11 protein-coding genes are annotated in these 13,742 nt (G+C 61.1%); 10 read left to right on the top strand and 1 reads right to left on the bottom strand.

Features of this window, described 5'->3' with window-relative positions; all coding sequences use genetic code 11:
- Positions 1-86 precede the first annotated feature (86 nt).
- The 5 genes from V7M64_RS11525 (at position 87) to V7M64_RS11505 (ending at position 5,117) form a co-directional block, all read left to right on the top strand.
- A complete protein-coding gene (locus V7M64_RS11525) occupies positions 87-1,853 on the top strand; it encodes a cation:proton antiporter (protein WP_333679290.1) in 1,767 nt (588 codons plus the stop codon).
- 168 nt (positions 1,854-2,021) lie between these two features.
- A complete protein-coding gene (locus tag V7M64_RS11520; protein ID WP_333679289.1) occupies positions 2,022-2,798 on the top strand; it encodes an FKBP-type peptidyl-prolyl cis-trans isomerase in 777 nt (258 codons plus the stop codon).
- Positions 2,799-2,954: 156 nt separating this feature from the next.
- A complete protein-coding gene (locus tag V7M64_RS11515) occupies positions 2,955-4,304 on the top strand; it encodes a UDP-glucose/GDP-mannose dehydrogenase family protein (RefSeq protein WP_333679288.1) in 1,350 nt (449 codons plus the stop codon).
- Positions 4,301-4,513, top strand: a complete 213-nt coding sequence (locus V7M64_RS11510) for a SlyX family protein (RefSeq protein WP_333679287.1) — start codon at positions 4,301-4,303, stop codon at positions 4,511-4,513. The genes V7M64_RS11515 and V7M64_RS11510 overlap by 4 nt, the downstream gene beginning before the upstream one ends.
- Positions 4,514-4,544: 31 nt before the next feature.
- Positions 4,545-5,117 carry a DUF2058 family protein gene (locus V7M64_RS11505; protein ID WP_333679286.1) on the top strand — a complete coding sequence of 191 codons (573 nt, stop codon included), beginning with the start codon at positions 4,545-4,547 and terminating at the stop codon, positions 5,115-5,117.
- Positions 5,118-5,291: 174 nt separating this feature from the next.
- On the opposite strand, the gene V7M64_RS11500 is transcribed toward V7M64_RS11505, so the two are convergent.
- Positions 5,292-7,373, bottom strand: coding sequence for a 3-hydroxyacyl-CoA dehydrogenase NAD-binding domain-containing protein (locus tag V7M64_RS11500; RefSeq protein WP_333679285.1), 2,082 nt, complete (start codon positions 7,371-7,373; stop codon positions 5,292-5,294).
- Positions 7,374-7,580: 207 nt separating this feature from the next.
- Here V7M64_RS11500 and V7M64_RS11495 point away from each other — a divergent pair, with 207 nt between their 5' ends.
- The 5 genes from V7M64_RS11495 (at position 7,581) to V7M64_RS11475 (ending at position 13,730) form a co-directional block, all read left to right on the top strand.
- The gene (locus V7M64_RS11495) at positions 7,581-8,060 is read left to right on the top strand and encodes a hypothetical protein (RefSeq protein WP_333679284.1); all 480 of its coding nucleotides are present in this window, start codon (positions 7,581-7,583) and stop codon (positions 8,058-8,060) included.
- Positions 8,057-10,654, top strand: coding sequence for an EAL domain-containing protein (locus V7M64_RS11490; protein WP_333679283.1), 2,598 nt, complete (start codon positions 8,057-8,059; stop codon positions 10,652-10,654). The genes V7M64_RS11495 and V7M64_RS11490 overlap by 4 nt, the downstream gene beginning before the upstream one ends.
- A 165-nt stretch (positions 10,655-10,819) precedes the next feature.
- The gene (gene rpoE, locus V7M64_RS11485; RefSeq protein ID WP_333679282.1) at positions 10,820-11,407 is read left to right on the top strand and encodes an RNA polymerase sigma factor RpoE; all 588 of its coding nucleotides are present in this window, start codon (positions 10,820-10,822) and stop codon (positions 11,405-11,407) included.
- A gap of 5 nt (positions 11,408-11,412) precedes the next feature.
- On the top strand, positions 11,413-12,096 hold the full coding sequence (locus V7M64_RS11480; protein WP_333679281.1) for an RseA family anti-sigma factor: 684 nt from the start codon (positions 11,413-11,415) through the stop codon (positions 12,094-12,096).
- A gap of 152 nt (positions 12,097-12,248) precedes the next feature.
- Positions 12,249-13,730, top strand: coding sequence for a DegQ family serine endoprotease (locus V7M64_RS11475; RefSeq protein WP_333679280.1), 1,482 nt, complete (start codon positions 12,249-12,251; stop codon positions 13,728-13,730).
- Positions 13,731-13,742: the final 12 nt, after the last annotated feature.

Here is a 13,742-nt window from a genome sequence, read left to right as displayed (position 1 = left end):
CCTGCGAACAGACAGGGCTGGTGACGACGGCGATACTTATTCAGTGTTGCCTTAAGCTGTACTTGAGACATCTTCATGAGCGCCGCATGCACGATATCGGTTTCATTCGCGATCTCGCACTGGTGATGCTCGTGGCCGGTGCCACGACGATCTTGTTCCAGCGGCTGCGATTGCCCGTGCTGCCGGGTTACATCCTTGCGGGCATTGTGATCGGCCCGCATACGCCTGGCGTGCTGGTGGCCGATGCGCGCGCGATTGCCGACATCTCCAACCTTGGCGTCGTGTTGTTGATGTTTACGCTGGGGCTCGAATTCAGCGTGCGCAAGCTGCGCCAGGTGGGCGGAGGTGTCCTGCTGGTTACCGTGATCGAAGTGGGCTTCATGCTGTGGCTGGGCTATCAGCTGAGCCTGCTGTTTGGTTGGAGTGGCCGCAATGCCTTGTTCCTCGGGGCTATCGTGGCGCTGTCCTCCACCATGGTGGCGATGCGCACACTGGAGGAAACCGGCTTGCGCCAATGGCCGTTCGCGCGTTTGGTGATCGGCATGCTGGTGGCCGAAGACATGCTCACCATCGTGTTGCTTACCTTGCTCACCGCGATCGCCATCAGCGGGACGGTAGAGACAGGAACGGCGTTCACCGTGGTGGGGCATCTCGGCCTATTTGTCGTGGCCGGCATGATCGTCGGATTGTTGCTGGTGCCGAGGTTAGTGGATTACGTGGCGCATTTCGATCGCGACGAAACCTTGCTGGTGAGCGTGCTCGGCATTTGTTTCGGTACCAGCCTGCTTGCCGCGTGGCTGGGTTTCAGCGTCGCGCTCGGCGCCTTTCTGGCCGGTGCGGTGGTGGCCGAAGCACGCAGTGCGGCGCGTGTCGTGCATCTGGTCGAGCCGTTGCGGGACATGTTTGCGGCGCTGTTTTTTGTTGCGATTGGCTTGAAGATCGATCCCGCCTTGCTCGTGCAATACGCCCTGCCTGCCGTGGCAATCGCCGCCACGGTGATGCTCGGCAAAAGCGTGGTGTGCAGCGCCGGCATGTTTTTTATCGGCCACGATCTGCGCACCTCGCTGCGCGCAGGGCTTTGCATGGCGCAGATTGGCGAGTTCTCCTTCGTGATCGCCACGCTTGGGTTGACGCTGCACGCGGTAGACAATTTCATCTATCCCACTGCGGTAGCGGCAGCCTTGATCTGCATGGTGGCGTCACCGTATTTGCTGCGCTCTGCCGAGCTGTTGGCGAAAGCCGGCAGACACGTAGTGCCCCGTCCCCTGCGGCTAGTGATTACCAGCTACAGCGGATGGCTTGAAAATTTGCGGCCCGTCGACGAGAACGCAGTCATTGCGCGCATGTTTCGTCGACTGCTTTGGCATATCGCGGTCAACATCGCGCTTGTCGTGACGCTGTTCGTCATTGGCGCCTACGTCAATGCGCATAACGCCGCCTGGTTCGAACGTTGGGGCTTGGGCCGTGACATGCGCCACTCGCTGATCTGGGCATGTGCGTTGTTTGTATCGCTGCCATTGCTGATCGCGGTGTATCGCAAGGCGGAAGCCTTGGGAATGCTGCTTGCGGAATTAGGCATACGTGAGCGTTTCGCCGGCGCCTATACGCAAGCTATCCGACAGGTTCTTGCGAAAATCATTCCGCTGGCAACGTTGCTGGTGCTGGCCTTGCTGGTTGGCGTATTGGGATCAACGATTTTGCCGCCGCGTGGCGTAGCACTTTCTCTGATTGCGGTGTGCGTGATTTTCGCCATCATCCTTTGGCGCGGGCTGGTCAAAGTGCATGCGAGATTGCAGGCCGCATTGCGGGAAACGCTGGAAAAGCCTTCATCTCCTCCTAACGAAACCAGCTGAATGAGGTGTTGCGCACAATGGCAGGCCTGAACTTTTCCAAGGTAGGGCGGTCAACTGCGAATCGTCGTTGCCAAGACCGGACTGGACACAGCACAATGCGTGGCCAGCCTCCATTTGGGGGGAGGTCCGGCGCGGCACGCCGGCATATCCATGACTAGGGAGTTCCTAATGAAGCATTTTCTGCGACCCACGCTGACGGCGGCCGCGCTGGCCGTTGCGCTGGGCATGACCGCCGCTGGCGCGCAGGCCCAGACGTCCAGCACCGCAGCAACCGGTACCGTCGATAAGGCCAAAGCCAGTGAAATCATGGGCTATCAGTTGGCCGGCCAGATTCCGGCCCCGATGCGCGAACTGGTGGACCCGGCAGCGGTAGGTCGTGCAGTCACCGCCGCGCTCAGCGGGCAGAAGCCGAGCATGTCCGAAACCGAAGCGTCCACCGTGTGGAAGGGCTTCATTGCGCAGGCAGAAGCCAAGGGCAAGCAGGAATTTGATGCGCAGTCGGCCAAGAACAAGGCTGAAGGCGAAGCTTTCCTCGCCAAGAACAAGAGCGCCGCAGGCGTGAAAACGACGGCGTCTGGTTTGCAGTACCAAGTGATTTCCCAGGGCACCGGCGCCCGTCCGGGCCCGAACGACACGGTGAAGGTGAACTACAAGGGCACCTTCGTGAACGGCGAAGTGTTCGACAGCTCCGAAAAGAACAATCCGCCGGGACCGACCGCGATTCCGCTGGCTCGCGTGATCCCAGGTTTCCGCGAAGGTCTGCAGCTGATGCAGGTGGGCGGCCACTACAAGTTCTTTATCCCGCCGAATCTGGCGTATGGGGCGGAACCGAATCGTCCGTTCCCGCCGAATGCCACGCTGATCTTCGACGTGACCCTGGTGAGCACTGGTCCGACACCGGCCAGCGCTGCGCACGAAGGCGGCGAAGCTGGCGCTGGCAAGTAATTGCCTCGGCTGCAATGCAATGCACTACGACGGGGCGCGATGATTCGCGCCCCGTTCGTTTTGCATCGGTTCAAGCTGGCGCCTGTGTCGTTGACATAGGCATTTCTTTTGACACTGTTAAAATCTTCGCCCCCAACAAGGCATTAATCCCACGCGATGAAAGTCACCATTTTTGGTACCGGCTATGTAGGTCTGGTTACTGGGGCCTGCCTGGCCGAGATGGGTAACCATATCGTTTGTGTAGATATCGATGAGAACAAGGTTGCTCGCCTTGGCCGCGGCGAGATACCTATTTTCGAGCCTGGCCTTGAGCCGATCGTGCGGCGCAATCATGCCAATGGGCAGCTTGTTTTTACTACCGATGCGGCGATGGCGGTTGCGCATGCGCAGATCATCTTCATCGCTGTCGGAACGCCTCCGGATGAAGACGGCAGTGCCGATCTTCAGTACGTGCTGAACGTGGCGCGATCCATCGGGCGCAACCTGGATCGCTATGCGGTGATCGTCAACAAATCAACCGTGCCGGTCGGCACGGCCGATCGCGTGCACGAAGCGGTAGCGGCCGAACTTGCGGCGCGTGGTGCGGCGGTCGATTTCGATGTCGCGTCTAATCCCGAATTTTTGAAAGAAGGCGATGCGGTCGAAGATTGCCTCCGTCCTGATCGCATCGTGATCGGGACGTCGAGCGAGCGCGCCATCAGCCTGCTGCGCAAGCTATATGCGCCCTTCAATCGTAGCCATGATCGTACCGTGGTGATGGACGTGCGCTCGGCCGAGCTCACCAAGTACGCGGCCAACGCCATGCTGGCCACGAAGATCAGCTTCATGAATGAGATCGCGAACATCGCCGAGCGCGTAGGTGCCGATATTGAACTGGTACGCCAGGGGATCGGTTCGGATCCGCGCATCGGCTATCACTTCATCTATCCGGGCGCGGGCTACGGCGGCTCGTGCTTCCCGAAAGATGTGCAGGCGCTGGAGCGTACGGCGCGCACAGTGGGCTACAGCGCGCGCCTGCTCGAAGCGGTTGAAGCCGTCAATCGTGACCAGAAGGTCAAGCTTTTCGATTTTCTCCAGCGCCATTTCGAAGGCAACGTGCGCGGACGAACGATCGCGTTGTGGGGATTGGCTTTCAAGCCCAATACCGACGACATGCGTGAGGCTTCCAGCCGCCAGTTGATGGAAGTGCTGTGGGATGCGGGCGCCAAAGTGCGCGCGTTCGATCCGGAGGCGCGCAGCGAAGCACGCCGCTTGTATGGCGAACGTAGCGACCTGGTGCTATGCGATAACGCGTACCAGACCCTGGATGGTGCCGACGCGCTGGCCATCATTACCGAGTGGAAGGCCTTCCGAAGCCCTGATTTCGGCCGCATTCGCGCCATGCTCAAGGAGCCGGTCGTGTTTGACGGGCGCAATATGTATGAGCCTGCCGTGGTGGAGGAAGCGGGCTTGGCATACTACGGTATCGGTCGTGGTCGTAGCGTGGCTCGACCGAACGCGTCATGAGCCAAACCGAGCAACGTCTTACGGAGCTGGAAGTCCGGCTCGCTTTTGTCGATGATGCGGTTCAGGCACTGGTGGCGGCGGACGCCAACCAGTCCGTGCGCATCGCGACACTGGAGCGGCTGGTCCGCGACCTGCGCGGCGAACTGGAGACCGTGCGCCTCGGGCAGTCACCCGATCCGCACAGTGAACCGCCGCCGCCACACTATTGAACAACGCAACACGTAACACCGGATTTCGATCATGGTCGATTCATTGCGAGATCAGCTCCTGAAGAGCGGCATCGTCAAGCAGCTCAAGGACGAAAGGCGCCAGCAACAGCCAGCGCCGAAGCCCCACACTTCGCCTGCGAAGGGCAAGCCACGGCATCCCAAGTCACCGCACCAATCAAATCCGGGGCGGAAGGATGGGGAAATCGACTTGGCCAAGGCCTACGCCATTCGCGCCCATACGGAAGCCGAGGAGCGCAAGCGTGCCGAGCAGGAGGCTGCTGAGCAGGCGCGCCTGAAGCGCGAACGCAAGTCCAAAGTGCAGAAGTTGCTTGAAGGCCAAGTGTTGAACAAGGCCGATGGCGATCAGGTGCGTCACTTTGAATATGGCGGAAAAATTCGCCGTGTGTATGTCGATGCGCTTCAACTTGCCGATCTCAATGCAGGCAAATTGGGCCTCGTGCAGAACGCGGGTCGTTATCTGTTGGTGGCGCAGGCAGTGGCAGAGCAGGTGCGCGAGATCGATCCACACCTGGTCGCCTTGCTCGTGGATCCGGCCGCCGCAGGTGTGGACGAAGACGGCATTCCGAATGATTTGATGTGGTAAGCCAGGGTTCGGGGCGGAAATCCTGAGGTATTCCCACGTTTGCAGGCTCCCTTGGAAATCACGGGTTGCATCGTACGTCCGGCCTTCGCCGAGCAAAATCGTGGGGATACTCCAGGGTGAAAACCCCGCATCCATTCGCCTATTGCAAGGTTGGTTTGCGCCCAACCGCCGCACTCAGGCGATGTCCCCCACTTCAAACGCTGCTTGCGACTTCAATGCCGGATGATCCCACCCGTTCTTCGGCGCGAAACGCTCGCCATAACGCGTCGACAGTGTGTCGAGTTGCTGACAGATCTTCTCGGGACCTTCATCGCGTACGAACTGGATCGGACCACCGCGGAACGGTGCAAAGCCGGTGCCGAAGATCACCCCGGCATCGAGCAGGTCGGCATCGTCCACCACGCCATCGCCCAGGCACGCGACCGCCTCGTTCACCATGGCGAGAATCATGCGTTCGCGCAAATCCGGAGGCGGCGTGTAGCCCGGGTCCACTGCCGGCTTCTGCGGCTTGCCTTCCTGCCAGGTGTACAAGCCCTGGCCATCCTTCTTGCCACGCCTGCCGGCTTGGAGTTTTTCTTCCAGGCCAGGTGGAAGTTCCAAGCCCAGGAATGGCGCCAGCTCCTTGCCGACGGAGGCGCAGACATCCAAGCCAACCGTATCGGCCAATTCGATCGGGCCCATTGGCATGCCAAAGGCTTTCGCTTCCTTGTCAAGTACCGGCCCTGGGACCCCTTCGTTGTATAAGCGCAAGGCCTCCAGCAGATAGGGCATCAGGATGCGGTTCACCAGAAACCCCGGGGTGCCTTTGACCGCCACCGGCAACTTCCCCAAGGCTTTGCAGAATGCCATGGCGCGTTTCTCGATGGCGGGATCGAGGCGATCATGGCGCACGACTTCCACCAGTGGCATTTGTGCTACCGGATTGAAAAAATGCAGGCCAAGGAAACGCTGCGGCGCTTGCAGGCCTTTGCGCAATTCGTCCAGCGGAATCGATGACGTATTGGTGGCGAGGATGCCGTTGCTGTTGTTCAACGGCGGCTCCACGATGTTGTAAAGCGCCTCTTTCGCCTCGGGATTTTCAAAGATGGCTTCAATGGCGAGGTCCGCTTGCGCAACACCCACGCCTTCCACATCAGCGCGCAGACGCTTGCGCGTCTCTGCTACTTTTTCCGGCGTTTTCAGTTTCTTTTCGTACAGCGCGCGGGCGCGATCCAATGCAGGCTGGATGAGCTTCATATCGCGGTCCTGCAAGGTCACGTCGAAACCTTTAAACGCCGCCCAGGCTGCGATATCGCCGCCCATCACGCCTGCCCCCACGACGTGCACATGATGGATGCCGGCATCGATGCCGCTGCCTTGGCCTTTCAAGCGCTCCTGCAGGAAGAAGATGCGGATCAGGTTGCGTGCCGTAGAGGTTTCCGCCAGCTTGGCCACCGACCGTGCTTCGAGTTTCAGGCGCTGCTGAATACTGTTGCCGCCGCGCTTCCAGACATCGATCAAGGCAAAGGGAGCTGGATAGTGTTCTTTGCGTACCTTGGCGGCCGTCTGCTTGATCACCATGGGGGCGAGGACCTGGCGTGCCAGCCAGGTATTGGTGACCCATGCCGTGGTGCGCTGCGCGAACGGGCGCACATGGGGATGGCGGAGCAGGGCACGGGCCTCGGCCATCAGTTCATCAGGATTGGCCACTCGATCGACGATGCCCAGGCCTTGGGCTTTGCGGGCGGAGAGGGCCTTGCCGGTCAGCATGACGGGCAGCGCTTCCGGTGCGCCGATCAGTCGCGGCAGACGGGCCGAGCCGCCCCAGCCGGGATGGATACCGAGCATCACTTCCGGCAGGCCGATCCGCGTTTTCTCATCGTCGGCAGCGATGCGCTGGCGGCAGGCAAGGATCAGTTCGGTCCCGCCGCCCATGCAAGCGCCATGCACCGCGGCGACCGTGGGGCAGGCCAGGCGCGCCAGCGCTTCGAACACCCGCTGGCCGTTCTCGATGTTTTCCAGCACTGTGCCTTGCTTGGCGTACTCGACAAATTCCTTGATGTCCGCGCCAACGGCGAACCCGTTCGCCTTGGCGGAGTGAATGATGACCCCGGTAGGTTTTTCGATCGCCAGCCGCTCCACGATCTGCCCCAGTTCGTCCTGGACGTCGCGAGAAATTGCGTTGACGCTGCTATGGGCGCGGTCCAGCGTAAGGGTAACGATGCCGCTGTCATCCAGGCTCGTTTTCCAGTGATTGAAGCGCAGTCCTTCGAACATGGGGCACGGTTGGGAATGGCCGGGAGACCTTCACCATACCGTCCCGCAGCGATGATTGCGAGACGTACCATGCGGGCGGGTATTGGGGGATTCCCGCCAGGGTATGCCGGGTGGATCACGCCTCTGCGCTCCGGCTATTGCGCTTCGCGTACGACTGCGTAACGTACGACATGCGACAACTTCTCCCTGGGCGGTATGACTTCTCTGATGGCTCCCGCGCCGCTTGCCGGCAGCGACATTTACGAGCGCATCCTGACGGCACCCGGTGGGTTGGTCGTGCTTGAACACATCGAGAGCAAGGCACTGATCGAACAGTTTCGCGCCTTGACCCGCCTCAATGGGCAGTCGGTTTACCTGTGGCGGCCTGAAACCGGCATGGAAAACCTGCGCGAGGCGCATGCGGTTATTCCCGGTTCCCTGCGTCTGGGCAATGCCTTGCGTTATATCCAGCAAAGCATCCACTTTGGCGTCTACCTGCTTTCTCCCTTTCCCTTGCCGTTGCTGCCGGCAGATAGCAGCTTGCTGCGGCAACTGGCACGTGCACCGGCAGGGCACGTGCGCCGGGTCGTCCTGCTTGATGCGCCGCAAACATTGGTGTCAAGCATCGATGACGTTGCGGTGCGCTTGGGCAGCGCGGCAGATGTGATCCAGCGCCCGCGGCTGCGTGACGGTCGATGGCTGCTATGAACGGGCCGACTTTTAAAGCGGGCATCCTGCTGGTTGCCTCGCAGCGCGATCTTCGCCGCGAGCTGTTCGACGTGCTCGATCGCGAAGGGCATCCCACCATTCATTCCGCACGCGACACCACTCACGCGGCCATCCTGCTGGAGGGACGCGAGCCGCTGGCATTGATCGTGGTGGTGTTCGATGGCGACGGGCGTGCCAGCAGCACGCTTTGCGAGCAGCTGCGCTTGCTGCCTCCGTGCGCGACTGCGCCGATGATTGCGGTATTGGTCGACGACGCCACGATCAAACCTACCCACTTGCCGCCAGTGATTGGTGGATGGCTGTACGCCTCGCAGATCGGTACAGAACTGATTGCCCGCTGGCAGCAACTGCTCAGCGGCAAGCCCACGCCTTCGCCGGAGCCGGTTCCAGCTACCTCTTGCGCACCTTCTTTTGCGCTGCCCTCCGCCACCGGCGACTATCGCTTCGTTTTTGAAGAGAGCGAAGGCGATTGGCTGATCATCGACCCGACCGCCGAGCGCGTGGTAGAAGCCAATCCCGCTTACATCAGGCATAGCGGCCTGGCCAACAGCTTGCTGACCGGCATGACGCTGTCGGAGGTGCTGATCTTTGAAACGGTCAGCCTGGAAAAGGCGCTGTTCGATGCGGATCGATCCTGGCTCGCCTGCCGGCGCAAATCGATCCGCGGGCATGACGTGGGCGAAGCCAGCGTGCGGCGGATAAAGCATCAGGGCCGGGACACGGTCGCGCTGGCTTTTCGTAGCGCGAGTGCCGGGTTGCGGCCGGTTGCGGCCTTGGCAGTGCTTGGCCGGTTGTTCGCCTGTGGGCATGACGATGCGAGCTTGCCGGAAACCGCGCGCCTGCTGCTGGATGAAATGGATCTGGATTACTTGGCAGTGTGGTCCGCCCGTCCGGAAGAAAGCAGCGTACCGGCGCAGATCGTTCAGCGCTGGCGCGGCGAGGAGCAGATCTGGCCGGGCCCGCAGTTGCAAAGTTCGCTGCGCCTGGTGCTTGGCGGTCGTACGTTGATGCATCCACAGGACGCGCGGCGGCTGGCCGAGGTCGATCCCTTGATCAGCCTGCTGGGTTTGCGCGGATTTGTCGGCTTGCCGTTGCTTGACGAACGGAGCAGCGTGCTGGGCGCCTTGCTGGCCGGCAGTCGCTACCCCTTCAGTGAGCCGGGCATCGTGGAGCCGGTGCTGCATTGCGCGGCCGCGCATTTTGCGCACATGCTCGAACTGCGCCGCACGCGCGAGCAGGGGCGTGCAGAAGGCTTGCTGGATGCACTCACGGGCTTGCCCAATCGCCTGCTGTTCAACGACCGCCTCGACACCATCATTCGCGAAGCCAACCGCACCGGCGAAACGTTCGCGGTGCTGTTCGTGGATCTCGATCGCTTCAAATTCATCAACGACACGCTTGGCCACGCGGTAGGCGATCAAGTGCTGGTTGCGGTAACGCAGCGGCTGCGCAGCAGCGTGCGTGCCTCTGATACCGTGGCGCGCTATGCGGGCGATGAATTCATCATCGTGCTGCGCCATATCGTGAAAACCGATGATGTGCTGCGTGTGGCGGACAAAATCGTGCAGCTGATGGAAGCGCCGCTGCATCTGGAAGATGGCCCGGAGCTGCAGGTCACTGCATCCATCGGGATCAGCTACTTCCCCGAAGATGCGCTCGATGCCGAGACGCTGCTCAAGCATGCGGACGAGGCGATGTATGCCGCCAAGAGCCTGGGCCGCAACAACTACCGTGTCTACGATGTAAGCCCCGCGCAAGAGCAACAGAACGCGGCGCTGAAAGCCCGCCTGCGCCATGCCGAAGGCAATGGTGAATTGCGCGTGTTCTATCAGCCGCAGATCAGCGCGGAAACGGAAGACATCGTCGGCATGGAAGCGCTGCTGCGCTGGGAGCACCCGGAGTTGGGCAACATCGGTCCGGGCTTCTTCATTCCGCTGGCCGAAGAAACCGGGCTGATCGTTTCGATTGGCGAGTGGGTGCTGCGCACTGCCTGCAAACAGGCCAAGGCTTGGGATGACCGCTTCGGCTTGCGCCTGCGGCTAGGCGTGAATCTTTCCGCCGTGCAGCTCATGCAGCCGGATCTCTCCGAGGTGGTGGCGTCGGTATTGGAAGAGAGCGGCCTTGATCCGGGCCTGCTCGAACTGGAAGTCACCGAGAGCATCAGTATCAAGGCCGCACCCAACTTGATGGAAAACATGCAGAAGCTGCACAAGCTCGGTTGCCATATCGCCATCGACGATTTCGGTACCGGTGCCGCGTCGCTGGACTATCTGCGCAAGCTTCCGGCCGACCGGATCAAGATCGACCAAAGCTTCGTGCGTAATATCGGCGTGGACCCGGACGATGAGGCGATCGTACGCGCCACCATCGAAATGGCCCATCGCCTGAAGCGCGGCGTGGTGGCCGAGGGCGTGGAAATCGAGCAGCATCTGCAGTTCCTGCGCGCCAATCACTGCGACGAGCTGCAGGGCTATCTGTTCTGCCGGCCTCTGCCGCATACCAGTTTCGAGCGCCTGCTGGGCGAGCGCGAGCGCCTGTTGTCCGGACAGACCCTTTCGGCCGTCTCTGCCTGAAATCCCGGTTTCTGCTTGCGCGACACCGGCGCGGCCCCATCTTAGAATGGCGGCGGGGAGCGGTCTTCGCATCGCTGAACTTGCGAGCGCAAAACAGGTCTGAGCAGCTCACCCATCCCGTGGGAATACCGCCCGTATGGTCCAGTGACGAAGGAGACGGCCCGGATGGGCGACAACGAACTCGATAGTGCGCTGGTAGAGCGTGTACAAAACGGAGACAGGCGCGCTTTCGACCTGTTGGTGCGCAAATATCAGAACAAGGTCATCGGCCTCATCTCACGCTACGTGCACAATGCCGCCGAGTGCGAGGACGTGGCCCAGGAAGCCTTTGTCCGCGCCTGGCGGGCCATTGGTTCCTTCCGCGGCGACAGCGCTTTCTATACTTGGATGTACAAAATTGCCGTCAACACGGCCAAGAACCACCTGGTGGCGATGGGGCGCCGGCCACCCGCAGACGACATCGCGATCGAAGATGCGGTATACGTGCCTGGTGCCGACCGCATGCAGGAGGGTGCCACCCCCGAACGCGAATTAATGCGCCAGGAAATTGAACAAACCGTATTTGCCACTGTCCAAGCCTTGCCCGAGGAGCTGCGGACAGCCATTACCCTGCGTGAAGTGGAAGGCCTCAGCTATGAAGAGATTGCCGAAGCCATGGGTTGCCCGATTGGAACCGTGCGTTCACGCATCTTCCGGGCACGCGAGGCGATCGACGAAAAGTTGCGGCCGCTGCTTTCAGACCGCGAGGATTAGATGTCATGAGTGAAGCCAACATGGAAAATCTTTCTGCGGCGATGGACGGCGAATTGTCCACGGAAGAGCTGCGCTTCTTGTTGCGCCGGCTCGACCACGACGCTTCGCTGGTACAGGCGTGGACGCGTTATCACGTTGCCGGCGAAAGTCTGCGCCGCCCGCTGCCGCCCTTGGCTAGCCCGGGTTTTGCTTCACGCGTGATGATTGCCATCGAGAGCGAACAAGCAGCCAGCAAGTCGTCCAAGCGGGACTGGTTGCGGTTGTCCTTGGGCGGAGCCATTGCGGCCGGTGTCGCCGTGGCGGCCCTGATGGTGTCGCAGCCTACCGCCCCTGATTCCGAACGTCCCAGTCGCGTTGCTACCAATGGCGTGACATCGCAGGGGGTGCGAGCTGATGCATCGCTTGCTGCGGTCAATGCCGCCTCGCCGGTAACCCACGCCAGCAATGATGTATTGGCCGCCGTGCCGCCGTCGTTGAGCCCTTATTCCGCTTCGATGTTGAGCCAGCGTGCTTCCGCCACGTTGGGCGATCCGTCTGACAATCCGCTGTTTCAAAGCTATCGCGGCGCGTCTTATCCCATGCAGGATTCGATGCAAGGCTACAAGGCGCTCAACAATCAGGATGGCAGTTATCTGCTGTTGATCGATACGCCGCAGTCGCGTGCCGCCACAGTGCACGGCGTCCGCTAAGCAGTACCTGGGAAGCGGTGCGCGTTTTTTACCCGCCAGCTTCCCAACAGGTCAGCCACAAGGCTTTCCCTTTCTTTGTTGTTCCCCCTTTCTCGTTCCACTTGGCGAGCCCTGGAGCGTGAGAGGGGTTGTCCGAAATCTGAGGAGGAGTCATGAGTAACCCCCGTCTCGTCAGTCGCCGTCTTCTCTGTGGCCTGCTCGGTTGCGCCCTGGGTGCGGGTATTGTCATGCCCGGTTCTGCGGCATGGGCGCAGGCTGCGCCGGCAACCGCCGGTTTGCCGGATTTCACCGGTATCGTCCAGAAGAACGCGCCCGCCGTGGTGCATGTGGAGGCCAAGTATTCCAGCCGTCGCCCAAAGAGCGCCGGCGGTATGCCGCTGCAAGGCATGGACCCAGGTCAGGCGGAAATCTTCCGTCGATTCTTCGGCATGCCTATCATGCCGTCGCCGGAGGAACAGGCGCACACCTCGCTGGGTTCGGGCTTCATTATTTCCAGTGACGGTTACATCCTTACCAACAACCATGTGGTCGACCACGCCGATGTGGTAACCGTGCGCCTGCAGGATCGCCGCACGTTGACCGCCAAGGTGGTGGGTACTGATCCCACCTATGACATCGCCTTGTTGAAGGTGAGCGCCAGCAGCCCCTTGCCCACGGTGACCATTGGCGATTCGCGCTTGCTCAAGCCCGGTCAGTGGGTCCTGGCGATTGGTTCGCCGTTCGGTTTTGATTACACCGTTACGCAAGGCATTGTGAGCGCCGTGGGACGAAACCTCGGCGCTGGCGATCAGCCCAGTACCTCCTTCATCCAGACTGACGTGCCGATCAACCGCGGCAATTCCGGTGGTCCGCTGTTCAATTTGCAGGGGCAGGTCGTGGGTATCAATTCGCAGATCTATTCGGATACCGGCGGCTATCAGGGCATTGCGTTCTCGATACCGATCGACCTGGCGATGAACGCGGTCGATCAGCTGAAGACCAAGGGCTACGTCACGCGCGGCATGCTGGGCGTGCAGATCAAGCCAGTCGACGAGGACATGGTCAAGGCACTGAAGCTCGATACCGCCAAGGGTGCGATCGTAGTCAGCGTGGAGCCGAACAGCGCTGCGCAGAAAGCCGGTTTGCAATCGGGCGACATCATTCTTGCGTACAACGGCCACGATGTGGTGCAGGGCGCGGACCTGCCACCGATGGTCGCCATGACCAAGCCGGGTGCATCGGTACCGATCACCATTCTGCGTGACGGCAAAGAAAAGACCATCGACGCCACTATCGGCACCATGCCGCGCGACCAGAATGCTCTTTCCGCCATGGGCAAGGCAGCGCCTGGCAGCGGTGCGAATGCCCTGGGCCTCAGCGTGGAGAACGTGGACGCTTCCACGCGCAGCCAGCTCGGCCTGAAAGCGGGCGAGGGCGTGGCCGTTGCGAATGTCACCGGCCCCGTGGCTGCGCAGGCCGGTCTGCAGCAGGGCGACGTGATTCTGATGGTGAACCAGAAGAAGGTGGGTAGCGTGGAGGCCTTCCGCGCTGCCACGGCAGACGTGAAGCCAGGTGACACGGTCCTGTTGCTGGTGCGGCGTGGCGACTCGAACAACTTCATCGCACTCACCGTTCCAAGCGGCAAAGACGAATAACCGCCGTACAAA

Source organism: Dyella sp. (genome assembly GCF_036746095.1).
Classification (GTDB): Bacteria; Pseudomonadota; Gammaproteobacteria; order Xanthomonadales; family Rhodanobacteraceae; genus Dyella_B.
This window is presented reverse-complemented; position numbering and strand designations above follow the sequence as displayed.